Below are 24,622 nucleotides of genomic sequence, written 5' to 3' on the forward strand. Positions count from 1 at the left end.
TGCCTTGCGCACGCCCGGGCCGCGACATTTCCCGCCCACCCAGGCGTTTCGCCATGACACCCCTCCACGATCTCACCGCGAGCGATGCCGCAACCCGCCTGCAATCCGGCGCGCTGTCCTGCGAGGCCATCACCCGCGCCACGCTGACGCGCATCGACGCGCTGGAACCGCAAGTGCGCGCCTATGCGCACCTGGCCGCCGATGAGGCCTTGCAACAGGCCCGCACATTGGACCAGGCCCCTGCGCAAGGCGCGCTGCACGGCGTCACGATAGCCGTGAAGGACGTGATCGACGTGGCGGGCATGCCCACCACCTTCAACACCCCGGCCTACGCCGGACACCGTCCTGGCCGTGACGCCGCCTGCGTGGCGACGGCGCGCGCGCTGGGCGCGGTGATCCTGGGCAAGACGGACACCGTGGAATTCGGCGCCAACGGGCGTTCGGCCGCCACCGGCAACGCCTATGCCCCCGCGCACACGCCAGGGGGATCGTCCTCGGGTTCGGCCGCGGCGGTGGCCAGCGGCATGGCGCAGATCGCATTCGGCACGCAGACGGGCGGTTCCATCATCCGCCCTGCCGCCTATAACGGCGTGCATGCGTTCAAGCCAACCCACGGACTGGTGTGTGCGGAAGGCGCCAAGGTCTATGCGCCCAGCCTGGACACCATCGGCTGGTTCGCCCGCGGCGTGGCTGACCTGGCATTGATGGCGCGTGCTTTCCAGCTGGCGGATGCATGGCCGCAAGCGCCCGCGACGCTCGCCGGCCTGCGCATCGGCGTGTACAAAGGTCCGCACTGGGATCGCGTGGACGCATCCGGCCAGCAAGCGCTGCTGCGCAGCGCGCACGCGTTGGCCGACGCGGGCGCGACGCTGGTGGACCTGTCATTGCCCGCCAGCTTCGATACGCTGCCCCAGGCACAGCAAGTCATCATCCGCGCGGAAGGCCGGCGCACCTTCCTGTCGGAACTGCTGGCGCATCCCGATCAATTGAATCCGAACATCCGCGCGACGGCCGAGAACGCGGCGGGCTATCGCGTGCCGGACCTGCTGCGCGCACAGGACCAGGCCGGCGCGGCCCGGCGCGACTTCGACGCCCTGCTGACACAGCGCGTGGATCTGGTGCTGACGCCGCCCAGTTTCGGCCAGGCGCCTGCGGGTCTGGAAGACACCGGCAGCCCCTTGTGCAACAGCCTCTGGACGTTGCTGCACGCGCCCTGCCTGGCGGTCCCGACAGGGCTGGGGGACATCGGGCTGCCCGTGGGCATCCAGTTGGTGGGGCCGCGCGGCGGCGATGCGCAGCTGCTGGCCTGGGCCGAAGCGATCGACGCCGCGCTGACGGCCGCACAGGGACCGATGCCGAAACCGGCACTGAAGACTTGATCGAGGTCCGGAGAAAAAGGCCCGCTACTGCCGCAGCAACGCCGCCAGCGCTTGGCGCATGGGCGGCGGCAAGCTGACCGGCCGCCGTGTCTCGCGGTCCACGTACACGTGCACGAAGTGTCCCTGCGCGCTGGCCGTGGATGCGCCCGCGCGGAAGATGCCCACTTCATAGCGCACGCTGGCATTGCCCAGGCGCGTGACGCGCAGGCCCGCCTCCAGCGCGTCGGGGAACGCGACGGAGGACAGGTATTGGCAGCCCGTCTCCACCACCAGGCCGATGACGGGGCTGCGCGCGATGTCCAGCACGCCCTGCTCGATCAGGTAGCCATTCACCACCGTGTCGAAATAGGCGTAATAGGTCACGTTGTTGACGTGCCCGTACACATCGTTGTCCATCCAGCGCGTGGCGATGGGACGGAAATGGGCGAAGTCGTCGCGCGTGCGCGCAACGGGTCGATCACTCATGCAGCGTGCTCCCGTGACAGCCAGGCATCCAGGCGCGGCAACACCCGCCGCGCGGCCAGGCCGGTGGTGTCGATGATCTCGCCGCGGCTGACGCCACGCGCCTCGGCCAGCGCATCGGCCACGCCCGACACCTGGGCCGGTGTGTTGCGCCGCGCATCGCCGTGCAGCCAGGCCGGCGGAATGTCGGGCGCATCCGTTTCCAGCACCAGGCTGGACAAGGCCACGTCCGTGGCGTGGCGGCGAATCTGCAGCGAACGCGGATAGGTCATGGCGCCGCCCATGCCCAAGGCGAAGCCGTGCGCCAGAAAGCCTTCGGCCTGCTGCGCACTGCCGTTGAAGGCATGCGCGATGCCGCCCGCGGCGTCGATGCGGCGCAGGTGCTTGAGCAGGATGTCCTGCGAGCGGCGCACGTGCAGCAGCACGGGCAGGCCGAACTCGGCCGCCAATTTCAACTGCTGCACATAGAAATGCTCCTGCCGGTCCCGCGCCGGGCCGCTGGAGATCTCCGGTACGAAGAAATCCAGGCCGGTCTCGCCGATGGCGATGAAACGCGGATCGTCCAGGGCGGCGCGCACGGCATCCCGAAGGATGTCCAGGTCGGCATCGGCCGCGCGCGACACATACAGGGGATGGATGCCCAGGGCATAGGTGCCGCCGGGCGTGGCATGCGCCAGGTCGCGCACGATGGAGAAATTGGCGACCTCGATGGCCGGGATGACGATGGCGCGCACGCCCGCGTCCCAGGCCTGGCGGGCGACCTCGGGACGGTCCGCGTCGAACTCCGGCGCGTCCAGGTGGCAGTGCGTGTCGATCAACATGCGGTCAGGCTACCGTGACCGGGCGGTGGGCGGCAAGCCGGCAAGGCGCGCCGCAACGGGGCGCGGCCGATCAATGCCCGGCGAGATGCGCCGCGGCCTCGTCTTCCCGCACCAGCCGTCCATCGGCCATGACCAGCCGGCGGTCGGCTCGCGCGGCCAGTTCCAGGTCGTGCGTGACGATGATGAAGGCGGTGCCCAAGGACCGGTTCACGTGGGTCAGCAAGGAGAACATGTCCTGCGCCGTGTGGCGGTCCAGGTTGCCGGTGGGCTCGTCGGCCAGCACGCAGGCGGGGCCGCCCACCAGCGAGCGGGCCAGCGCGACGCGCTGGCGCTCGCCGCCCGACAACTGCCCAGGCGCATGCAAGGCACGCGCGGCCAGGCCCACCTGGGCCAGCTTCTCGCGCGCATGCTCACGGGCCTCGTTGCGCGCCATGCGGCGCACGATGAGGGGCATGGCGACGTTGTCCAGCGCGGTGAACTCGGACAGCAGGTGGTGGAACTGGTAGACGAAGCCCAGCTTGCGGTTGCGCAGCTCGCTCTTCCTGGCTTCCGACAGGCCTTCGGTGCCCACGCCAGCCACCGACACGGTGCCTTGCGTGGGCGTGTCCAGCAGGCCCAGCACCTGCAGCAGCGTGCTCTTGCCCGAGCCGGAAGCGCCCACGATGGCGACCATCTCGCCCGCGCGCACCGACAGGCTGATGTCCTGCAGCACGTGCAACTGCGACACGCCTTCGTCGTAGACCTTGTGGATGCCCGTGGCTTCCAGCACCACGGACGCGGCGGATTGGGACGTTTGCATGGCGGCCTCAGTCATAACGCAGCACCTGCGAAGGTTGCAGGCGCGAAGCACGCCAGCTGGGATAAAGCGTGGCCAGCAGCGACAGCACCAGCGAAGTGACGCCGATGGTAATGATGTCGGCACTGCGCGGATCGGACGGCAGCGCGCTGATGAAATAGATTTCGCGCGGCAGGAAATGCACGCCCAGGATGCGTTCGATGGTGGGCACGATGACGTCGATGTTGTAGGCGATGGCCATGCCGCCCAGCACGCCCAGCAGCGTGCCGACCACGCCGATGGTGGCGCCCTGCACCAGGAAGATGCGGGCGATCTCGGCGGGGGTGGCGCCGTAGGTGCGCAGGATGGCGATGTCGGACTGCTTGTCCTTGACGGCCATGACCAGCGAGGACAGCAGGTTGAAGGCGGCCACGGCCACGATCAGCGCCAGGATCAGGAACATCATGCGCTTTTCGGTCTGCACGGCGGCGAACCACGTGCGGTTGTTGCGCGACCAGTCGCTGGCGAAGACGCCTTGCGGCAGGATGGCGCCCAGCTCGGCGGCCACCTGGGGCGCGCGCTGCATGTCGGCGATGCGCAGGCGCACGCCCGAGGTGCCCGAGTCGCGGAACATGCGCGCCGCGTCCTGCACCTGCACGAAGACCAGGCTGGAGTCGTATTCGTAATGGCCGGACGAGAAGACGCCGGTGATCGTGAACTGGCGCATGCGCGGCGCGAAGCCCGCCGGGCTGACCGAGCCTTGCGGCGCCAGCATCATCAGCGTGTCGCCGGGCTTCACGCCCAGGCCTTCGGCCAGCTCTTCGCCGATGACGATGCCGAAGCCGCCGGGCGTCAGCGCCTCCAGCTTGCCCTGCACCATCTGGCGGCCGACGTCGGACACGCCGTCTTCCTCTGCCGGATCGATGCCGCGCACCTGCACGCCGCGCAGCGCCTGGCCGCGCACGATCATGGCCTGGGCCGCCACGAAAGGCGCGGCGCCGCGGACTTCAGGATTCTGCCTGCCGTAGTCGGCCAGGGTCTGCCACTGGTCCAGGATGCGCTCGGGCGTGGCGCCCGGCACGTAGAGCTCGATGTGCGGCAGCACCGACAGCATCCGGTCGCGCACGTCGCGCTGGAAGCCGTTCATGACCGACAGCACGACGATGAGCGCCGCGACGCCCAGGCCGATGCCCGCCATGGAGCTGACCGCGATGAACGAAACGAAGCCGTCGCGCTGACGGCGGGCCAACTGCGCGGTGTGCAGGCTTTCCAGCCAGTCGGCCAGGCCGCGCCGGCGCAGGAAAGGGATGCGACGCGCGGCCACGCGCAGCAGCCAGAGCAGGCCGGTGATGCGCAGCAGCAGTTGGACGATGCGGAGCAGGTCCGAGTATCGGGCTCCGATCCAGAATTCGTAGGGTATTTTCAGCACCGGCGCATTATGGCACTAACCGGCACGCCCACGGCGCGGCTTTGCAACGGCTTGCGACAGGTGTTTTGCAGGGCCCGCCAGATCGGACAGCGCCTCGCGCAGCGCCGACAGTGCGGGGGTGGCGTAGCCCGCGCGCCAGACCAGCAGCGTGTCGACCTCGGCCAGCGGCACTTCGCGCAGATCGGGCGGCTCGCGCAGCAGCGCCAGCAGGCTGCGCGGCAGCACGCCCGCGCAGCCGCCGGCCGCCACGCAGGCCACCATGGCGTGATACGAACCGACCTCATGGATGTCCAGCGCCACGGGCAGGCGCGGCACGCCAGTGCCCGCCGGGGCCGCCAGGCCATCTTCCGCCAGGATCCGGTACGAGCAGCCGGACTCGAAAGCCACCAGCGTCCGGACCTGGACCTCCGCCAGGCTTGCCACCGGCGGATGTTCCGGCGGCAGCAGCAGCACCAGCGATTCGCGGCACACCACGACCCCGTCCAGACCCAGCGCAGGCAACTGCGTCGCGACATCCGGCCCGGCGGCCTGCGGCAGCGCCAGCAAGGCGCAATCCAGTTCGCGGTCCTGCACGGCCTGCATCAACTGGCGCGAAGGCGCGGTGCGCAGGCGCAGCGTCACTTGCGGCCAGCGGCGGCGATAGGCGGCCAGGGGCCCCGGCAGGCGGCTGGCCGCGGTGCTTTCCATGCTGCCCACCCGCAGGCTGCCTTGTGGCGTGTCGGGATGCATCACCTGGCGCGCCTCCTGCGCCAGGGCCAGCAGGCGCTGGGCGTAATCCAGGAAGCGTTCGCCCGCGGGCGTAAGCGCCATGCCCTTGCCGTCACGCGCAAACAACGGCGCCCCCAACTCTTCCTCCAGCTGCTGCACGCGGGTCGTCACGTTCGACTGCACGCGGCCCAGGCGACGGGCGGCGCGCGTGACGCTGCCCTCGTCGGCAACGGTGCGGAAGATTTCCAGGGTGGCGAGATCCATGCGGGCTCCTCGTCGCGGCAGGCCTGGAGCGGCCTGTTCACGGCAATGAATTCTTTGTTTGAGAATTATCACTTAAATTTCATCTTGAATGGAGATACCATCATATCCATCCGTTCAAGACCCAGCCACGAAGGATCCGACCATGCCGCCCGATCATCCCGCCCAGCGCCTGCTGAAGGTCGCCCACCCCATCATCCAGGCGCCCATGCTGGGCACCTCCTCGCCGCAACTGGCGGCCGCGGTGTCCAACGCCGGCGCACTGGGCTCCATCGCGCTCAGCGCCAGCACGCCCCAGCAGGCCGAGGACATGATCGCGGCCACGCGGGCGCTGACAGACAAGCCCTTCAACGTGAACCTGTTCTGCCATCGCGCCCCGATGGCCGACGCCGCCCGCGAAACCGCCTGGCTGGACTGGCTGCGCCCCTGGTTCCAGGAGTTCGGCGCCGAGCCGCCCCCCACCATCAAGAATCTGTATGGCAGTTTCATCGGCGACGAGGCCATGCTGGAAGCCCTGCTGCGTGCGCGGCCGGCGGTCGCCAGCTTCCATTTCGGCCTGCCGGATGCGGACTGGATCCGCGCGCTGCGCGACGCCGGCATCGTGACGCTGGCCTGCGCGACCTCGCTGGACGAGGCCGAGCGCGTCGAAGCCGCGGGCGTGGACATGGTGGTGGCCCAAGGCGTGGAAGCTGGCGGCCATCGTGGCATCTTCGATCCGGCACAGGGCGACCCGGGCATAGGCACCTTCGCGCTGACGCGCCTGTTGCGCGCCCGCACCGGGCTGCCGGTGATCGCGGCCGGCGGCATCATGGACGGCCAGGGTATTGCCGCCGCGCTGGCCCTGGGCGCCAGCGCCGTGCAAATGGGCACGGCCTTCGTGCTGTGCCCGGAAAGCCTGGCCAACGCCGCCTATCGCGCCGAGCTGCAAAGCCCGCGCACGCGCCACACGGGCATCACCGCCGCCATTTCCGGACGGCCCGCGCGCGGCCTGGTGAACCGCATCCACCAGGAAGTGGACGTGGCCGGCGCGCCCGCGCTGCCCGACTACGCCATCGTGTATGACGCCGGCAAGGCGCTGCATGCCGCCGCCAGTGCCCAGGGCAGCCAGGAGTTCGCACCGTTCTGGGCCGGGCAGGGCGCGCCCCTGGCCCGCGCCCTGCCCGCGGCCGAGCTGGTGGCGGCGCTGGTGCAGGAATGGCAGCTCGCCATGCTGAAGCGGGATTGGCAGGTGGCCGGCTGAGGACCCGGACAGACGAACAGGACCCTGCTGCCGGGCACACTACAATCCCGGCATGTCTCTCCTGATTCCCGGGGCCCTGCCCCCCGCGCCGGTCGCCGCCGCGCTGGCCGAGCGCCTGCCCGCGCTGGCGCCCGCGCTGCTGGCCTGGTTGCAAGCAGCCGCTGCCCACACCGACCCGCAAGACGTCCATGCGCTGGGCTGTACGCCCGCCGAGGCCTGGCAATTGCGGCGCGCGGGCTGCACGCCCGACGCCGGCCAGACGCTCGGCGCGGGGCTTGGCCCCTGGCTGGCCGCGCAGGCTGGCGCACCGGAAACCGGCACGACGCCTGTGTGGCTGGCCGATCTGACCCATCTTTCCGTCGGCACCGACCGCGCCACCCTGGCTGATCCGCTGCAACTGGATGTGCGCGCCGAGGAAGGCCTGGCCTTGTTCGACGCCGCCCTGCCCTGGCTGCGCGAAGACGGCTTCGACGCCGTGGCGCTGACGCCGGGCCGCTGGCGCATGACGCTGCCCGACGGGCTGTCGCCGCGCTCGGCCAGTCCGGCTGCCGTGGCGTCCCACGCGCTGCACGACTGGTGGCCGCAGGACGCCGCCAGCCGGCCCTGGCGCCGCCTGTTGAACAGCGTGCAAATGGCCTGGCACGAACACCCCGTCAATGACGCCCGCGCCGCCCGTGGCGCGCTGCCCCTGAACGGCCTGTGGCTGTATGGCGGCGCGCGCCCCTGGACACCGCAGGCCGATCAGGCGCAGGTGCTGGCGCAACTGGACGCGGCGCATCGCGCCGCTGACTGGGCGGCCTGGCTGGACGCCCTGCCCGCGCTGGACCGCGCGCTGCAAGCCGCTGGCGATGCCACCGAACTGACCCTGGCCGGCGCCGACCGGCTGGTCACCCTTACCCGCAATCCGCGCAGCCCGCTGCTGGCCTGGCTGCCCCGTCCCAAGAAGAACTGGAATACCTGGTGGTCTCTCCCCGTCTGACTGTCCGTCCCGCCGACCTCGACGCCTGCGCCAAGCTCGTGTCCTCCGGCGTCCATCCCCTGCTGGCCCGCCTGTGGGCCGCGCGCGGCCTGAACGACCCGGCGCACACGCGCCTGGACTGGCGCGGCATGCTGCCGCCCAAGGGCCTGACCCATGCCGAAGACGCGGCCAGCATCCTGGCCGACGCCATCCAGGATGGCCAACGCCTGCTGATCGTGGCCGACTACGACTGCGACGGCGCGACCGCCTGCGCGGTGGGCCTGCGCGGCCTGCGCGCCATGGGCGCCGTGGTCGACTACCTGGTCCCCAACCGCTTCGAGACCGGCTACGGCCTGTCGCCCGCGGTGGTCGAACTGGCCGTGCGCCACCCGGCAGGCAAGCCCGACATCATCGTCACGGTCGACAACGGCATCGCCAGCGTCGATGGCGTGAACGCCGCCGCCGAAGCCGACATCGGCGTGGTCGTCACCGATCACCACTTGCCGGGCGACGTGCTGCCCGACGCGCTGGCCATCGTGAACCCCAACCAACCCGGCTGCGGCTTCCCGTCCAAGAACCTGGCCGGCGTGGGCGTGATCTTCTACATGATGCTGGCGCTGCGCGCCGAGCTGCGCCGCCGCGGCGTCTATCCGCCCGACGGCGGCCCGCGCCTGGACGCGCTGGCCGACCTGGTAGCGCTGGGCACGGTGGCCGACGTCGTGAAGCTGGACGCCAACAACCGCCTGCTGGTCACGCAAGGCCTGGCGCGCATGCGCAGCGGCCGCATGCAGCCCGGCCTGCGCGCGCTGTTTGCCGTGGCGCAGCGCGAACCGCGCAACGCCAGCGCCTTCGACCTGGGCTTCGCGCTGGGTCCGCGCATCAACGCGGCGGGCCGCCTGGCCGACATGAGCCTGGGCATCGCCTGCCTGACCACCGATGACGAAGGCGAAGCGCTGAACATGGCGCGCGAGCTGGACACCATCAACCGCGAGCGCCGCAACATCGAAAGCGTGATGCGCGAGCAGGCCATGAACAGCATGGAGGCCGCAAGTTCATCGCCGGGCGCCACAGTCTGTGTCTTCGACGACACCTGGCACCAGGGCGTGGTGGGCCTGGTGGCCTCGCGCCTGAAGGAAAAATTCTGGCGTCCCACGCTGGCCTTCGCGCCAGCGGGCGACGACGAGATCCGCGGCTCGGGCCGGTCGATTCCCGACGTGCATCTGCGCGACGCGCTGGATCTCGTGTCCAAGCGCTATCCGGGCCTGATCCGCAAATTCGGCGGCCACGCCATGGCCGCGGGCCTGACCTTGGGCCGCCAGGACTTCGACGCCTTTGCGCCTGCCTTCGATGCCGCGGTGCGCGAGCTGACCGGCCGCAGCAGCTTCGAGCCGGTGCTGGAGACCGATGGCTCATTGGAGACCGGCTACGCCAACGTCGAGGTCGCCCACCTGCTGCAACAGCAGGTCTGGGGCGCGGGCTTTGCCGCGCCGGTCTTCCTGGACGAGTTCTTCGTGCGCGGCCAGCGGCTGGTGGGCGAAAAGCACCTGAAGCTGCAACTGGAGCGCGGCCACCAGCGCTTCGACGCCATCTGGTTTGGCCATGCCGACATGGTGCCGGAACAGGTGCAGGTGGCGTATCGGCTGGACCAGAACGAGTGGAACGGGCGGGTGTCGGTGCAGTTGGTGGTGGAGCACGCGCAGGGGGTGTAGCGCGCGTTGCCGCGCTGCAACATGCGGCGGGCAATGCGCTGGAACTTGCAGTCCACAGCCTGCATCCACGGGAAAACACGGGGTAACAGTTCGTCCGCTTCGCGCTAGCATCGATCGCAGCCCGGCGCGTCAAAAGACGCCGGCAACAGAAACGAGACAAGCGCAGCACCCTCCCCGATGTCCCAGCCCCCCGCCCCGCCGGAACCCAGCTACGACCTGGCCCCGCCTCCGCCCGACCCCACCGTCAAAGTCCCCCTCGCCATCGAAGACTGGCTGGCCGTCCTGGTCATGGCGGCACTCGCGCTCATCACCTTCGCCAACGTGCTGGTGCGCTACTTCAGCGACCAGTCCTTCGCCTGGACGGAGGAAATCTCCGTCTTCCTGATGATCGTGGTGACCATGGTGGGCGGCTGCTCCGCCTTCGTGCGCAACCACCATATCCGCATCGAGGCGCTGGCCGACGGCGGCTCCACCCAGCGCCAGCGCCGCCTGGCAGTGATCAGCCAGACCGTGGTGCTGGCGTTCTTCATCCTGCTGGCCGTGCTGTCGGCGCGGCTGGTCTGGGACGAGTACGTCTACGAGGAAACCAGTCCGGCCATCGGCGTACCCACCTGGTGGTACTCGATCTGGCTGCCGGCGCTCTCCATCGCCATCGCCCTGCGCACGCTGGGCTCGCTGCGGCGCCTGCTGGCGGCACGGCCATGATCGGCGCGCTGCTCTTCATCGTCTTCATCGGCCTCATGGTCATCGGCGTGCCGGTGGGCGTGGCGCTGGGCGTGGCTGGCACCCTGGCCATCGCCATCGCGAACGTCGATGTGCAATGGTTCGGCCTGCTGGCCGTGCCGCAGAATTTCTACGCCGGCATCGCGAAGTATCCGCTGCTCGCCATCCCGATGTTCGTGCTGGTCGGCTCCATCTTCGACCGCTCGGGCGTGGCGCGCCGGCTGGTGGATTTCGCCACCGCCATCGTGGGGCGCGGCCCCGGCATGCTGCCGCTCATTTCCGTTGCGGTCGCCATGTTCCTGGGCGGCATCTCGGGCTCGGGCCCGGCCTGCGCGGCGGCGGTGGGCGGCGTCATGATCGCGGCCATGCGGCGCGCGGGCTATCCGTCGCCCTTCTCGGCCAGCGTGGTGGCGGCGGGCGCGGCCACCGACATCCTGATCCCGCCGTCGGTCGCCTTCATCATCTATTCCGTGCTGGTGCCGCAAGCCTCCGTGCCGGCGCTGTTCGCCGCCGGTATGGTGCCCGGCATCCTGGCGGGCCTTGCGCTGATCATTCCCGCCGTGTGGCTGTCGCGCCGCCACGGCATGGGCGCGCTGGAACGCAATCTGCCGCGCCCCGCCTTCTGGCCCAGCCTGAAGGCGGCATCCTGGGGGCTGGCCGCGCCCGTGCTGATCCTGGGCGGCATGCGCATGGGCTGGTTCACGCCCACCGAAGCCGCCGTGGTCGCCGTGTTCTACGGCCTGTTCGTGGGCATGGTGGTCTATCGCAGCATCAAGCCGCGCGACCTCTTCGTCATCCTGCGCGAATCCGCCGAATTGTCGGCCGTGATCCTGATGGTGGTGGCGCTGGCCGGCGTGTTCGCCTGGTCGCTGTCCACCCTCAGCCTCATCGATCCCATCACCCACGCCATCGTGAACTCAGGCCTGGGCGAGACCGGCGTGCTGATCCTGTTGATCCTGCTGCTCATGACCGTGGGCATGTTCCTGGACGGCATCTCGATCTTCCTGATCTTCGTGCCGCTCATCATGCCCATCGCCAACGTCTATGGCTGGGACCCGGTGTGGTTCGGCGTGATCCTGACGCTGAAGGTGGCGCTGGGCCAGTTCACGCCGCCGCTGGCGGTCAACCTGATGGTGTCCTGCCGCATCGCGCAGGTACCGATGGAGTCGACCGTGCGCTGGGTGGTGTGGCTGCTGGGCGCCATGATGCTGGTGCTGATCGCCGTGATCATGTTCCCGCAGCTGGCGCTGTGGCTGCCGCAGAAATTGGGCTATTGACCCGTGGGCTATCGACCCGTGGGCCATTGGCCCTGAAGCACCGACCGTTACCTTTGCAGCACAACGACGACAAGACAATAAACACCGAGGAGAAGACCATGACGACATTGCGATCCCTGCTGGGCGCCACGCTGTGCGCCGGCGCCGCCCTGCTGGCAACGGTGGGCCCGGCCCACGCACAGAACTACAAGTCCGAATACAAGCTGTCCATCGTCGTGGGCACCCAGTTCCCGTGGGGCCAGGGTGCCGAGATCTGGTCGCGCCTGGTGAAGGAGCGCACCGACGGCCGCATCAATATCAAGGTCTACCCGGGCACATCGCTGGTGCAGGGCGACCAGACGCGCGAATTCACCGCCATCCGCCAGGGCGTGATCGACATGGCCGTGGGCTCGCCCATCAACTGGTCGCCGCAAGTGCGCGCGCTGAACATCTTCGCGCTGCCCTTCATGATGCCCGACCACGCCGCCATCGACGCGCTGACGCAAGGCGAAGTCGGCAAGCAGCTGTTCGGCCTGGTCGACAAGGCCGGCGTGGTGCCGCTGGCCTGGGGCGAGAACGGTTTTCGCCAGCTGACGAACTCGCGCCACAAGGTCAGCACCCCCGCCGACATGAAGGGCCTGAAGCTGCGCGTGGTGGGCTCGCCGCTCTTCATCGACATCTTCACCGCGCTGGGCGCCAACCCCACGCAGATGAGCTGGGCCGACGCGCAACCCGCGCTGGCCAGCGGCGCGGTGGACGGGCAAGAGAACCCGCTGGCGCTGATCATGGCCGCCAAGCTGCACACCGTGGGCCAGAAGCACATGACGCTGTGGAACTACGTGGCCGACCCGCTGCTCTTCGTGGTCAACCGCGACGTATGGCAATCGTGGACCGAGAAGGACCGCGAGATCGTGCGCCAGGCCGCCCAGGACGCCGCGCGTGAACAGATCCAGATCGCACGCAAGGGCGTGACCCCGCAAGACCCTGCCCTGCTGCAGGAAATGCGCGGCCTGGGCGTGGAGATCACCGAGCTCACGCCCGAACAGCATGCCCAGTTCGTCGCGGCCACCAAGCCCGTGTACGACAAGTGGAAGAAGACGATCGGCGAGGCGCTGGTGAACCAGGCCGAGAAGGATATCGCCGCGCGGAAGAAGTAAGCCTGGCCGGCGCCCTCACGCAGCAATGGCCTGACGCGCGACGTCGCGTCGACACCCTCAGCCTCCCGCCCGCCATGCCGACAGGCGGCAGGCGGCAGGCGGCCTCATCTCTCACGCCGGAGGCATGCCCCTGCGCAAGCAGGGTTGAGGCATTGTCGCGGTCGGATCCGCCGAAGCACGGATTCGACCGCCTGTCGCCAGCCAAATTGCGGGCGCAATATACCTTTCTTAAGGTATATGGGACGGCCCCCCCGCCACATACACTCAGTCGACTCTTCTTCGGCACCGCCTGGCGGCTGCCAGGCCCCTCTTCCCGACTGTCCCCTATGTTGCCCAGCAAGTCCTTCCTGCTTGCGCTCGCCCTGGTGATGACGCTATCGGCCGGCTGCGCCAGCGTCGACCGCCAGGCGCACGCCGATGCGCTGGCCGCGGCAGGCCATCTGCAGCATGAACGCCTTCGGGCAGATGCCTTCGTCTTGACCGCCTACACCCGGATCACCCGGGCAGACCAGCCCCTGCGGGTCTATCTGGAGGGCGATGGCTACGCTTGGGTGTCCCGCAACCAGCCCTCGCTCGACCCCACGCCACGCAATCCGGTCGGCCTGATGCTGGCCGCGCAGGATCCCAGCCCCAACGTGGCCTATCTGGCGCGCCCCTGTCAGTACACGCCCATGGCCGACAATCCGCAGTGCCGCTCGGCCTGGTGGACCGGCAAGCGCTTCGCGCCGCCCATCGTCGCTTCTTTGAATGCCGCCCTGGAACAGTTGCGCGCCCGCACGCCGGGCCAGCCGCTGGAACTCGTCGGCTATTCCGGCGGCGGCGCGCTGGCGGTGTTGCTGGCGGCCCGCAGGCAGGACGTCGCGACGATCCGCACCGTGGCCGGCAACCTGGATACCGAGTTCGTAAATGCCTTGCATCAGGTCTCGGCCATGCCCGAGTCGCTCAACCCGATCACGGACGCGCCGCGCGTGGCAAACATTCCCCAGCGCCACTTCAGCGGCGCGAACGATGCCATCGTGCCGCCCCGCGTCGCTCGGCACTTCATCGCCGCAACCGGTACGCGTTGCGCGGCCACGCAAACCATTCCGGGCCTGGATCACGGCGGTGATTGGGCCCAGCGCTGGCGAATGCTGTTGGACAACGCCCCCGCCTGCCGTGACGGCACATCCCCCCCGCTTTGAAACAACCTGGACCCAGAAAGCCATGAAACCCTTACGCAGCCCCTCCTTCCGGCCTGCTCGTATCACCCCGACGCCGCTGTTCCGCGCCCTGCTGCTGGCCAGCGTCATTGGCGTGGCGTGCCAGCCCGCTCAGGCTGCCGAATGGCTGGCGACCGCCCCAGGCTCCTGGTTCGATGGCATCAATTGGGACGGCGGTTCGGTTCCCACGGATTACGCCGATGTGAACAACGGTGGCGTCGTGAACTACGAGGGGACGGCCGATATCGGATTCATCAGCATCGGCGCGATCACCAACGGCAGCGGCACCCTGAACATGGTGGGGAACTCCGCCTTCAATGGTCTCGTCGTCCTGTCAGTCGGCAATGACGCCGGGGCATCGGGCAATCTGTCTGTCTCCGGTCCCAATGCTCGCCTGCTGCTGAGCAATTCCGTCTACCTGGGCAGCGGCGGCGGACCCGGCGTCGGGGGCACTGCCCAGGTCACCCTCAGCGATGGGGCGCGCCTGGAAGCCTCGCGGGTGTATCTCGACGGCGGAAGCATCACGGTGTCCGGTCAGGACAGCCTGCTCCAGGCCAGACGGACGCTGGGCATCGCGGGGGAAAATGGCTCCGATGTCACCATGACCATCTCGGACCAGGGCAAGGTAGTCACCGGCACGAATCCAGACGTCAACAACCGTACATCGATCGCCGGATTGCAGAACACGCGGGGCGGTGTCTCCATCACCGGGGCAGGCTCAGTCTGGCAGGCGCAAGATCCCTTCGTCATCATAGGCGGCTGGGGCGATGCCACACTCGTCCTGTCGGACGGCGGCAAGATGAGCGCTGCGCGTTTGGTGGTGGCCCAAAACGCCACCGGCGTGGCCTCGGTCATCATCGGGTCGCCTGCCAACGCATCCGGCAGTCCGGCCGCGGCGGGCATCCTGGACGTCGGCACGATCTCTCTCGGCCAAGGCACCGGCCAACTCCTCTTCAACTTTTCCGGTGCCCCCATCACCTATGGTGGCAACGTCACCGGCACCGGCGCCATAAATCTGCTGGCCGGAGACCTGACCCTGACGGGCACGGCAGCGGGCAACGTCCTGACCACCGTCAGCGGCGGCTCGCTGAAAGTGAACGGCACGCTGAATGGCAACGTGAACGTCGGCGCGGGCGGCGTGCTGGGCGGCTCGGGAACAGTGGGCACCACCACCCTGGGCAACGGCGCGACCCTCGCCCCCGGCAATCCCGCTGGCGCACTGCGCGTGGCGGGCAACCTGAACTTCGATACGGGCGCCACCTATCGCGTGCAGGCCGACCCCGACAGCGACGCCAGCGATCGCGTCGTCGTCGACGGCACTGCGCGGCTGGCGGGTTCTGTCGTGCATGTCGGGCCGGATGGCGGGTTCGCGCCCCAGCGCACCTACACGATCCTGAGCGCGAACAGCGTGGTCGGCACTTTCGAAGGCGCGACCTCGAACTTCGCCTTCCTCGACTCGAAGCTGGACTACACCGACAAAGACGTCACGCTGGAACTGGTGCGCAAGCCCGAACCGCCCACGACACCCCCCACCACGCCCGAACCGCCTCCGCCGCCCAACGGCACCATCCGGTTCTCGGATGCGGCCACCACCGGCAACCAGCGCGCCGTGGCCGATGCCGTCGACAGCATGGCGCCCGGCAACGCCCTGCACGACTACGTGCTCACGTTGCCTGAAGGCGCGCCGCCAGCGGTCTTCGACAGCCTGTCCGGCGAGGCCCACGCCAGCGCCAAGACCACGCTGCTGCAAGGCGGCATCCAGGCGCGCACGCTGCTGCTGAGCCAGTTGCGCAACAACCTGCAGGCCCGCAACCTGCCGGGCGCGCCCACGGCGGCGGCAGGTGCCTCCGACCTGCCTCCCTCGGCAAGCAGCCTGCCTGGCTCGACCGCAATGCCCGCCTGGGCGCAGATCGTCGGCAACTGGCAGACCCTCGACGGCGACGGCAATGCCGGCCGCGTACGCCAGCACACCGGTGGCCTGTTCGTGGGCGCCGACCATGCCGTCGGCGCCGGCTGGCGGCTGGGCGCGGCGCTGGGCTACACCGACAGCAATGTGCGCGCCGACGGCCGCGCCTCGCGCAGCGACGTCTCCAGCTACAGCGCGCTGCTTTACGCCGGCCGCGCCTTCGACACCGACTGGGGCCGCGCCAACCTGCTATTGGGCGGCGGCTACACCTGGCACGACCTGTCCACGCGCCGCCAGGCCATGAGCCAGGCCGCGCCGCTGACCGCCGATTACGGCGCCAGCACCACCCAGCTGTTCGCCGAGCTGTCCCACGCCTGGCAGGTGCGCGCGTCCACTACCCTGGAACCCTTCGTGGGCGTGGCCTGGGCCAATCTGCGCACGCGCGCCTTCTCGGAAACCGGTGGTCCGGCCGCGCTGTCGGGCGAGTCGGACAGCAGCCAGCAGACCACCACCACGCTGGGACTGCGCGCCGCCCAGGCATTCGAGCTTGCCGGTCGCCCCGGCCGCGTCTACGGCACGCTGGGTTGGCGGCACCTGTTCGGCGACGACGAGGGCGAATCACGCGTGGCGTTCCAGGGTAGCCAATCGTTCACCGTCGCGGGTGCGCCGATCGGACGCGACGCGGCGCTGGTCGAACTGGGCACGGCGCTTGCCATGGGCCGCAACGCGGCAGTCGCCCTGTCCTATGCCGGCCAATACGCCAGCGGATCGCGCGACCACACCGGCATGGTCAACCTGCGTTGGGGGTTCTAAGCCTGACGGCTCACGGAAAAAAGCCTGCCCGGTCGCCCGGGCAGGCTTTTTCGTTCACGCGACCTGAGGGCCGGCTTTACTGCAAGGTCCGCGAGAACACCAGCTTGCCGTCCTGCACGTCCACCGGCACCACGTCCCTCGGGCCGAACCTGCCCTCCAGGATCAGCTTGGCCACCGGGTTCTCGATCAACTGCTGGATCGCGCGCTTCAGGGGCCGCGCACCAAACACCGGATCGAAGCCCGCGCGCGCCACTTCGGCCAGCGCGGCATCCGACACCTCCAGGCGCATCTCCTGCTTCTCCAGGCGCTGCGCCAGGCGCTGCAGCTGGATGCGGGCGATGGACTCGATGTGCTGGCTGTCCAGTCCGTGGAACACCACCACCTCGTCGATGCGGTTCAGGAATTCCGGGCGGAAGTGCAGCTTCACCTCTTCCCACACCACATCCTTGATCACTTCGTAGGGCTTGCCCGTCATGCTCTGGATCTGTTGCGAGCCCAGGTTGGAGGTCATCACGATGACGGTGTTGCGGAAGTCCACCGTGCGGCCCTGGCCGTCGGTCAGGCGGCCATCGTCCAGCACCTGCAGCAGCACGTTGAAGACATCCGGATGCGCCTTCTCGACCTCGTCCAGCAGCAGCACACTGTAGGGCTTGCGGCGCACGGCCTCGGTCAGGTAGCCGCCCTCCTCGTAGCCCACGTACCCGGGCGGCGCGCCGATCAGCCGCGCCACCGAATGCTTCTCCATGAACTCGCTCATGTCGATGCGCACCAAGTGGTCTTCCGAGTCGAACAGGAAGTCGGCCAGCGCACGCGTCAGCTCGGTCTTGCCCACGCCCGTGGGGCCCAGGAACAGGAAGGAACCATAGGGACGCGACGGGTCCGCCAGGCCGGCGCGTGAACGGCGGATGGCATCGGCCACCAGCGTCACGGCCTCGTCCTGGCCCACCACGCGGCGATGCAGGAAGTCTTCCATCTTCAGCAGCTTGTCGCGCTCGCCCTGCATCATCTTGGACACCGGAATGCCCGTGGCGCGCGACACGACCTCGGCGATTTCCTCGGCGCCCACCTGCGTGCGCAAGAGACGCGGACGATCCTTGGCATCGGCCTTGTCCGGTTGCGCGTCGCTGGCTTCCGCCGATTTCAGGCGCGCTTCCAGCTCGGGCAGCTTGCCGTATTGCAGCTCGGCCAGCTTGTCGAACTGGCCCTTGCGCTGCAGCTCGGCCATCTCGGCGCGCGCGCGGTCGATCTCTTCCTTGATGGCCTGCGTGCCTTGCACGGCGGCCTTCTCGGCCTTCCAGATTTCCTCGAAGTCGTTGTACTCGCGCTGCAGCTTCTCCAGCTCTTCCTCGATGACGCCCAGGCGGCGCAGCGAGGCATCGTCGGTTTCCTTCTTGACCGCTTCGCGCTCGATCTTCAACTGGATGATGCGGCGGTCCAGCCGGTCCATGACCTCGGGCTTGGAGTCGATCTCCATGCGGATGCGCGCGGCCGCCTCGTCGATCAGGTCGATGGCCTTGTCGGGCAGGAAGCGGTCGGTGATGTAGCGGTTCGACAGCTCGGCCGCGGCCACGATGGCCGGGTCGGTGATGTCCACGCCGTGGTGCAGTTCATAGCGCTCCTGCAGGCCGCGCAGGATGGCGATGGTGGACTCGACGTCGGGCTCGCCCACCAGCACCTTCTGGAAGCGGCGCTCCAGCGCGGCATCCTTCTCGATGTACTTGCGGTATTCGTCCAGCGTGGTCGCGCCGATGCAGTGCAGCTCGCCGCGCGCCAGCGCCGGCTTGAGCATGTTGCCCGCATCCATCGCGCCTTCGGCCTTGCCCGCGCCCACCATGGTATGCAGCTCGTCGATGAAGACGATGTTGCTGCCGTCGTCCTGCGCCAGCTCCTTCAGCACGGCCTTCAGGCGTTCCTCGAACTCGCCGCGGAACTTGGCGCCCGCCAGCAGCGCGGCCAGGTCCAGCGACAGCACGCGCTTGCCGCGCAAGGATTCCGGCACCTCGTCGTTGACGATGCGCTGCGCCAGGCCTTCGACGATGGCGGTCTTGCCCACGCCGGGTTCGCCGATCAGCACGGGGTTGTTCTTGGTGCGGCGCTGCAGGATCTGGATGGTGCGGCGGATTTCGTCGTCGCGGCCGATCACCGGGTCGAGCTTGCCTTCGCGGGCACGCTCGGTCAGGTCCAGCGTGTACTTGGAGAGCGCCTGGCGGTTCGATTCGCCCGCCTGGTCGCTGACGGCGGAGCCGCCGCGCACGGCGTCCACGGCGGCTTCCAGGGCCTTCTTCTGCAGGCCGGCATCCTTCAGGATGCGGCCGGCCTCGCCCTTGTCGTCGGCCAGGGCCAGCAGGAACAGCTCGCTGGCGATATAGGCATCGCCACGGCGCGCGGCCTCCTTGTCGGTGCGCGTGAGCACACCTTGCAGCTCGCGGCTGACCTGGACGTTGCCTTCGTCGGTCTGCACTTGCGGCAGGCCTTTCAGGGCGGCTTCCAGCGCGGGCTGCAGCCGGTTCACGGCCACGCCAGCGCGTGCCAGCAAGGCGGCCGCGCCGCTGTCGGCGTCGGCCAGCAGCGCCGCCAGCACATGGACGGGTTCAATATAGGGATGGTCGTTGCGGGCGGCCAGGCTCTGCGCGTCAGCCAGCGCCTGCTGGAATTTGGTCGTCAGTTTGTCGAATCGCATGGCGGATATCAGTAAAGGGGGGACGGATGTCCCGATGCATTCAACATGCGGGCGCCTTGGCTGGATTTCAACTGCCAGTGGTCAAAATCGATGTCCTTGACGTGGTTTGCTCACCACACCTCGGGCTCCCCCCCGTGCCCCCTACCTTGAGGCCGCGCCATAATCCTGCTCCCGCTGGTGCCGGACGGCCAGCACCAGTACGAAGCCGGGCCGAGCGATCTCGTAGAGCGCCACATAGCCTGTCGCGCCGAAAGGAATGATCAGCTCCCTGCGCAAAGCCTGGCGCCCCGGGGCTGGCCGATAGATGAACGGCGTGCGCGACAGATGAACCTGCACCGCCGTCTCGATTGCCGCCAGTGCACGCTCCGCAAGAGCCAGGTCCTCCAGGGTGTCAGCGCGCTCAAGGAGGTGGACATACAGGCGCTTGATATCCGCCCGCGCGCTCGGGGCGAATGCCACCGCATAACTCATGCGCCGTCGTGTTTCTGCAACAGCACCCGCCGCTTGGCGTCGAGCATGTCATGAAGTTCCTGCAGGACCTGTCCTGCAGGAACGGAGACGCCCGTCTCTTGATACGCCCGCCACGCAGCTTCGCCGCGAGCATGGAACAAGGCCTCGTCACGCCGGAACGCCACGGCATCCCGCACCGTGCTTTCAACAAACTCCGAGAGCGTCTCGCCTTCGCGAAGGACGGACTCGAGCTCCGTCCGCAGGGCGGGCTCGACACGGACTTGAGGAATGATGGCGGTCTTCATCCAGTCATTGTGCTGCAATCGCGTTGCACGCTCAAGTTTCCGGGCGTGAATGCCAGGACAAAAAAAGGGCAAACGGCTTGTCGCCGCTTGCCCTGCTTGCCAGACGGCTTCGCGTGCCGATCAGCCCTGCGCCGCCTTGTACGCCAGCCGGAACTTGTGCAGCAGCGGCTCGGTATAGCCATTGGGCTGCGCCAACCCTTCGAACACCAATGCCGTGGCGGCGCGATAGGCGAACGACGCCTCGTGGCGGCCATCCATCTGCGTGTACGCCGGGTCGCCTGCATTCTGGCCGTCGACCACCTTGGCCATGCGCGCGAAGGTCTCGCGCACCTGGTCTTCGGTGACCACGCCGTGGCGCAGCCAGTTGGCGATGTGCTGGCTGGAAATGCGCAGCGTCGCGCGGTCTTCCATCAGGCCCACGTCGTTGATGTCGGGCACCTTCGAGCAGCCCACGCCCTGCTCCACCCAGCGCACCACATAGCCCAGGATGCCCTGCGCGTTGTTGTCCAGCTCGCGGCGGATGTCCTCGGGCGCCCATTTGGCCTCGGGCGCCACCGGGATGGTCAGCAGGCCGTCCAGCAGTTCATCGCTGACGTCGGCCAGGCGGGTCTTCTCCAGTTCCTGCTGCACCGACTGCACGTTGATCTGGTGGTAGTGCAAGGCGTGCAGCGTGGCGGCAGTGGGCGACGGCACCCAGGCGGTGTTGGCGCCTGCCTTCGGATGGCCGATCTTCTGTTCCAGCATCGCGGCCATCAGGTCGGGCATGGCCCACATGCCCTTGCCGATCTGCGCGCGGCCACGCAGGCCCGCGTCCAGCCCCACCAGCACATTGCTGCGTTCATAAGCCGTGATCCAGGGCGTGGTCTTCATGTCGCCCTTGCGCAGCACGGCGCCGCCTTCCATCACCGAGTGCATTTCATCGCCTGTGCGGTCCAGGAAGCCCGTGTTGATGAACGCCACGCGCGCGCCCGCGGCCTGGATGCAGGCCTTCAGGTTCACGCTGGTGCGGCGCTCCTCGTCCATGATGCCCAGCTTCACGGTGTTGCGCGGCAGGCCCAGCAGGTCTTCCACGCGCGTGAAGATCTCGTCGGCGAACGCCACCTCGTCCGGGCCGTGCATCTTGGGCTTCACGATGTAGACCGAGCCGGTGCGCGAGTTGCCCTTGCGCTTCAGGTCATGCATGGCCGCCAGCGTGGTCATCACCGCATCCAGGATGCCTTCCGGGATGTCGTTGCCATCGCGGTCCAGCACGGCGGGATTGCTCATCAGGTGCCCCACGTTGCGCACGAAGAGCAGCGAACGGCCGTGCAGCACGAGCTTGCCGCCATCGGCGCCGATATATTCGCGGTCGGGGTTCAGGCGGCGCGTGAAGGTCTTGCCACCCTTGGACATTTCTTCCGTCAGGTCGCCCTTCATCAGGCCCAGCCAGTTGCGATAGACATGCGTCTTGTCGTCGGCGTCCACGGCCGCGACCGAGTCCTCGCAGTCCATGATGGTCGACAGCGCGGCTTCCAGCACCACGTCCTTGATGCTTGCGGCATCGGTCTTGCCGATGGGGTGCTTGGCGTCGAACTGGATCTCGGCATGCAGGCCGTTGTTGCGCAACAGCACCGCCGTGGGCGCAGCGGCATCCCCCTGATGGCCGCGGAACTGCTCGGGGCGCGCCAGGCCGGTGTCGCCGGCGGCGGTCGCCACGAGCAGCTTGCCGCTCTCCACGCGATAGCCCGTGGCATCGGCGTGCGAGCCCTTGGCCAAGGGCGCGGCCAGATCCAGGAACGCACGCGCGCGCGCGATGACGGCGCGGCCACGCGCCGGGTTGTAGTCGCCGCCGCGCGCGCCCTCGCTGTCGGGGATGGCGTCGGTACCGTACAGCGCGTCATACAGGCTGCCCCAGCGCGCATTGGCGGCATTCAGGGCGTAGCGCTGGTTGGACACGGGCACCACCAGCTGGGGACCGGCCTGCACGGCGATTTCCTCGTCGACCTGCGTGCTGCCCGCCGACACGCTGCCGGGCTGGGGACGCAGATAGCCGATCTTCGTCAGGAAGGCGCGATAGGCCGGCATGTCCCGGACCGGGCCAGGATTCGCGCGATGCCAGCCATCCAGTTCGGCCTGCAGGCGGTCGCGCTCGGCCAGCAGCTGGCGGTTGCGCGGCGCCAGATCGTGCACCAGCGCCGAGAAGCCTTGCCAGAACGCCGCGCTGTCCACGCCGGTGCCCGGCAGGGCCTCCTCCTCCACGTAGCGGTCGAGAACCTCGGCGACTTGCAGGCCATGGCGGTTGTTGCGTGCGGACATGGTGGCGCTCCTATCAGTTGGAATGAGGGCGGAAATCCCGCCCGCTGCAGGCAGTGTACGAGCCATGAATGCAGAGAAAAAGGTTATAAAGATAGCTTCATCTTTTACTTTTTATAAAAACAGGCGCATGGACCGCTACAAGCAGATGGGCACCTTCGTGGCCGTCGCCACGCTGGGCAGCCTCTCCGCTGCCGCCCGCGCGGAAGGCGTAGCCCCGGCCATGATCGGCCGGCGCATCGACGCGCTGGAAGCCCGCCTGGGCGTGAAGCTGCTCGCGCGCTCCACCCGCCGCCTGTCCATCACGCCCGAAGGCACGGCCTATCTCGAGGAAGCGCGCCGCCTGCTGCGCGACGTGGAAGACACCGAAGCGCTCATCTCGCAAGGCAGCCGCCAGCCCAGCGGTCCCCTGCGCATCTCCGCCCCCGCCGGCTTCGGGCGCCGCCACGTCGCGCCCTTGCTGCCGGGTTTCGCGCGCGCCTATCCCGATCTGCACATCACGCTGGACCTGACGGACCGCCTGGTGGATCTCATCGAAGAGCGCGTCGACTGCGCGGTCCGCATCGGCGACCTGGTGGACTCGGGCCTCGTGGGCATCCGGCTGGCGGACAACCGCCGCGTCGTGGTGGCCTCGCCCGCCTACCTGGCGCGCCACGGCACGCCCGAACATCCCGACGACCTGGCGCGACACCGTTGCCTGTCCTTCGGCACGCGCGGCAATCAATCGCGCGGCTGGCTGTTCAACCTGGATGGCCGCAACATCGCCCTGCGTGGCGGCGGCGGCATGGAGTGCAACGACGGCAGCGTGCTGCACGCGTGGACGCTCGAAGGCGAAGGCCTGTCGTGGCGCTCAGTGTGGGAAGTGCGCGAAGACCTCGAAGCCGGCCGCCTCGTCACCGTGCTGGACGATTACCACGCGCCCCCCAACGGCATCTTCGCCATCCTGCCCGAACGCAAGCACCTGCCTTCGCGCGTGCGTGTTTTCGTCGATTGGCTGAAAGACGCCTATGCCACGCAAGCGGGGTGGACCTGACCTTTTTTCCTGCCCGCCCCCCTCCCGATTCCACCAGACCGTCCAAGGGCCGTCGCCGCGCGTTTCATCGCGTGTTTGAACGCCCATGCACGGGTCCAGGGTCGCGCTGTGTCCCGAGTTTCTTTTAAGCTGTTGCGAACCGACGCCAAAGGTCCAGAAACCAGGCCTATTCGTCAAGACAGCCCTCGTCCGCGGCATTACAATTGCATCAAGCTTGACGTGGGACATGTGTCACTTCCTGCGCCATCCCCCGGCGCCTTGCCTGACCTGATACCGTAGTGCTTTCCGCCATGCATATTCGAGTCCCCGTTCCCGCTGATTCCCCCCGCTGTTCTTCCTGCATGCTGAGCCATCTGTGCCTGCCCATCGGCATGCCGGCCACCGATCTCGGCAAGCTCGACGACCTCGTCAAGGATCGCGTCCGCGTCGAAAAAGGCCGTCCGCTTTTCACGCTGGGCAGCGAACTCGACGCCGTCTATGCCGTGCGCTTCGGCTCGCTGCGCACGCAGCTCGAACAATCCGAAGGCGACCTGCAGATCACGGGCTTCCATCTGCCCGGCGAGATCGTCGGCATGGACAGCATCGGCCAGCACCGCCACGTCTCCAGCGCGATCGCCATGGAAGACTCCGAGGTCTGTGTGATCCGCATCGATGACATCGACCGCGTCGGCCGCCTGCTGCCCTCGCTGCAAAGCCAGATCCGCCGCCTGATGAGCCAGGAAATCAGCCGCTCGCAACAGATGCTGCTGACGCTGGGTTCGATGCGCTCGGAACAGCGCGTGGCGGGCTTCCTGCTGAACCTGTCGCAGCGGCTCTCCACGCTGGGCTATTCGTCCACCGAGTTCATCCTGCGCATGAGCCGCGAGGAAATCGGCAATTACCTGGGCCTGACGCTGGAAACCGTCAGCCGCCTGCTGTCGCGCTTTGCCCGCGAAGGCATCATCCACATCCATCTTCGTGAAGTGCGCATCCTCGACATGGCCGCGCTGCAGCAGGTCTTCGGCCAGGAGTGCTGAAGCCCGCGCGGCCAGGGGGCCGCGTGTTGCCATGACAAAAAAAGGGACCA

The 24,622-nt window shown here is 68.4% G+C and carries 20 protein-coding genes; 11 read left to right on the forward strand and 9 right to left on the reverse strand.

What is annotated here, in order from left to right; genetic code table 11:
• Window positions 1-53 precede the first annotated feature (53 nt).
• Window positions 54-1,379, forward strand: coding sequence for an amidase (locus ODI_RS13940; RefSeq protein ID WP_067751436.1), 1,326 nt, complete (start codon window positions 54-56; stop codon window positions 1,377-1,379).
• 24 nt (window positions 1,380-1,403) lie between these two features.
• On the opposite strand, the gene ODI_RS13945 is transcribed toward ODI_RS13940, so the two are convergent.
• The 5 genes from ODI_RS13945 to ODI_RS13965 form a co-directional block, all read right to left on the reverse strand.
• On the reverse strand, window positions 1,404-1,844 hold the full coding sequence (locus ODI_RS13945) for an acyl-CoA thioesterase (RefSeq protein WP_067751446.1): 441 nt from the start codon (window positions 1,842-1,844) through the stop codon (window positions 1,404-1,406).
• Complete coding sequence (locus ODI_RS13950; RefSeq protein WP_067751449.1) at window positions 1,841-2,662, reverse strand: TatD family hydrolase; 822 nt, start codon at window positions 2,660-2,662, stop codon at window positions 1,841-1,843. The genes ODI_RS13945 and ODI_RS13950 overlap by 4 nt, the downstream gene beginning before the upstream one ends.
• 70 nt (window positions 2,663-2,732) lie before the next feature.
• Window positions 2,733-3,461: an ABC transporter ATP-binding protein gene (locus ODI_RS13955; protein WP_067751452.1), complete on the reverse strand. Its 729-nt coding sequence runs from the start codon at window positions 3,459-3,461 to the stop codon at window positions 2,733-2,735.
• 7 nt (window positions 3,462-3,468) lie between these two features.
• Window positions 3,469-4,866: a lipoprotein-releasing ABC transporter permease subunit gene (locus tag ODI_RS13960; RefSeq protein ID WP_408635829.1), complete on the reverse strand. Its 1,398-nt coding sequence runs from the start codon at window positions 4,864-4,866 to the stop codon at window positions 3,469-3,471.
• A 15-nt stretch (window positions 4,867-4,881) separates the two neighbouring features.
• Window positions 4,882-5,838 (reverse strand): LysR family transcriptional regulator, encoded by a 957-nt coding sequence (locus ODI_RS13965; protein WP_067751455.1) that lies wholly within the window; start codon window positions 5,836-5,838, stop codon window positions 4,882-4,884.
• A 142-nt stretch (window positions 5,839-5,980) separates the two neighbouring features.
• Between ODI_RS13965 and ODI_RS13970 the strand changes: the two genes are divergently transcribed.
• From ODI_RS13970 to ODI_RS14005, 8 genes are all read left to right on the forward strand, one after another.
• On the forward strand, window positions 5,981-7,075 hold the full coding sequence (locus ODI_RS13970; protein WP_067751458.1) for an NAD(P)H-dependent flavin oxidoreductase: 1,095 nt from the start codon (window positions 5,981-5,983) through the stop codon (window positions 7,073-7,075).
• Between the two features lie 52 nt (window positions 7,076-7,127).
• A complete protein-coding gene (locus ODI_RS13975) occupies window positions 7,128-8,054 on the forward strand; it encodes a hypothetical protein (protein ID WP_067751461.1) in 927 nt (308 codons plus the stop codon).
• Entirely contained in the window at window positions 8,036-9,742 is a 1,707-nt protein-coding gene (recJ, locus tag ODI_RS13980) for a single-stranded-DNA-specific exonuclease RecJ (RefSeq protein ID WP_067751464.1), read from the forward strand. The genes ODI_RS13975 and recJ overlap by 19 nt, the downstream gene beginning before the upstream one ends.
• A gap of 177 nt (window positions 9,743-9,919) precedes the next feature.
• Window positions 9,920-10,447: a TRAP transporter small permease gene (locus ODI_RS13985; RefSeq protein ID WP_067751467.1), complete on the forward strand. Its 528-nt coding sequence runs from the start codon at window positions 9,920-9,922 to the stop codon at window positions 10,445-10,447.
• A complete protein-coding gene (locus tag ODI_RS13990; protein ID WP_067751470.1) occupies window positions 10,444-11,742 on the forward strand; it encodes a TRAP transporter large permease in 1,299 nt (432 codons plus the stop codon). The genes ODI_RS13985 and ODI_RS13990 overlap by 4 nt, the downstream gene beginning before the upstream one ends.
• A gap of 98 nt (window positions 11,743-11,840) precedes the next feature.
• Window positions 11,841-12,878 (forward strand): DctP family TRAP transporter solute-binding subunit, encoded by a 1,038-nt coding sequence (locus ODI_RS13995; RefSeq protein WP_067751473.1) that lies wholly within the window; start codon window positions 11,841-11,843, stop codon window positions 12,876-12,878.
• A 326-nt stretch (window positions 12,879-13,204) separates the two neighbouring features.
• Entirely contained in the window at window positions 13,205-14,059 is an 855-nt protein-coding gene (locus tag ODI_RS14000; protein WP_067751475.1) for an alpha/beta hydrolase, read from the forward strand.
• A gap of 22 nt (window positions 14,060-14,081) precedes the next feature.
• Window positions 14,082-16,796 carry an autotransporter family protein gene (locus ODI_RS14005; protein ID WP_067751478.1) on the forward strand — a complete coding sequence of 905 codons (2,715 nt, stop codon included), beginning with the start codon at window positions 14,082-14,084 and terminating at the stop codon, window positions 16,794-16,796.
• 76 nt (window positions 16,797-16,872) lie between these two features.
• Here ODI_RS14005 and clpB read toward each other — a convergent pair whose 3' ends face one another.
• The 4 genes from clpB to ODI_RS14025 all read right to left on the reverse strand — a co-directional run bounded on the left by clpB (window position 16,873) and on the right by ODI_RS14025 (window position 22,526).
• Window positions 16,873-19,476 (reverse strand): ATP-dependent chaperone ClpB, encoded by a 2,604-nt coding sequence (gene clpB, locus ODI_RS14010; RefSeq protein WP_067751481.1) that lies wholly within the window; start codon window positions 19,474-19,476, stop codon window positions 16,873-16,875.
• Between the two features lie 141 nt (window positions 19,477-19,617).
• Window positions 19,618-19,947 (reverse strand): type II toxin-antitoxin system RelE/ParE family toxin, encoded by a 330-nt coding sequence (locus ODI_RS14015; RefSeq protein ID WP_067751484.1) that lies wholly within the window; start codon window positions 19,945-19,947, stop codon window positions 19,618-19,620.
• Window positions 19,944-20,231 (reverse strand): YlcI/YnfO family protein, encoded by a 288-nt coding sequence (locus tag ODI_RS14020; protein ID WP_067751928.1) that lies wholly within the window; start codon window positions 20,229-20,231, stop codon window positions 19,944-19,946. The genes ODI_RS14015 and ODI_RS14020 overlap by 4 nt, the downstream gene beginning before the upstream one ends.
• A gap of 120 nt (window positions 20,232-20,351) precedes the next feature.
• Window positions 20,352-22,526, reverse strand: coding sequence for a malate synthase G (locus ODI_RS14025; RefSeq protein WP_067751487.1), 2,175 nt, complete (start codon window positions 22,524-22,526; stop codon window positions 20,352-20,354).
• Window positions 22,527-22,653: 127 nt separating this feature from the next.
• On the opposite strand from ODI_RS14025, the gene ODI_RS14030 reads away from it, so the two are divergent.
• The gene (locus ODI_RS14030; RefSeq protein ID WP_067751490.1) at window positions 22,654-23,556 is read left to right on the forward strand and encodes a LysR family transcriptional regulator; all 903 of its coding nucleotides are present in this window, start codon (window positions 22,654-22,656) and stop codon (window positions 23,554-23,556) included.
• A gap of 290 nt (window positions 23,557-23,846) precedes the next feature.
• A complete protein-coding gene (gene fnr, locus ODI_RS14035) occupies window positions 23,847-24,572 on the forward strand; it encodes a fumarate/nitrate reduction transcriptional regulator Fnr (protein WP_067751931.1) in 726 nt (241 codons plus the stop codon).
• The last annotated feature ends 50 nt before the right edge of the window (window positions 24,573-24,622 follow it).

The sequence above is a fragment of the Orrella dioscoreae genome (assembly GCF_900089455.2).
GTDB lineage: Bacteria > Pseudomonadota > Gammaproteobacteria > Burkholderiales > Burkholderiaceae_B > Orrella > Orrella dioscoreae.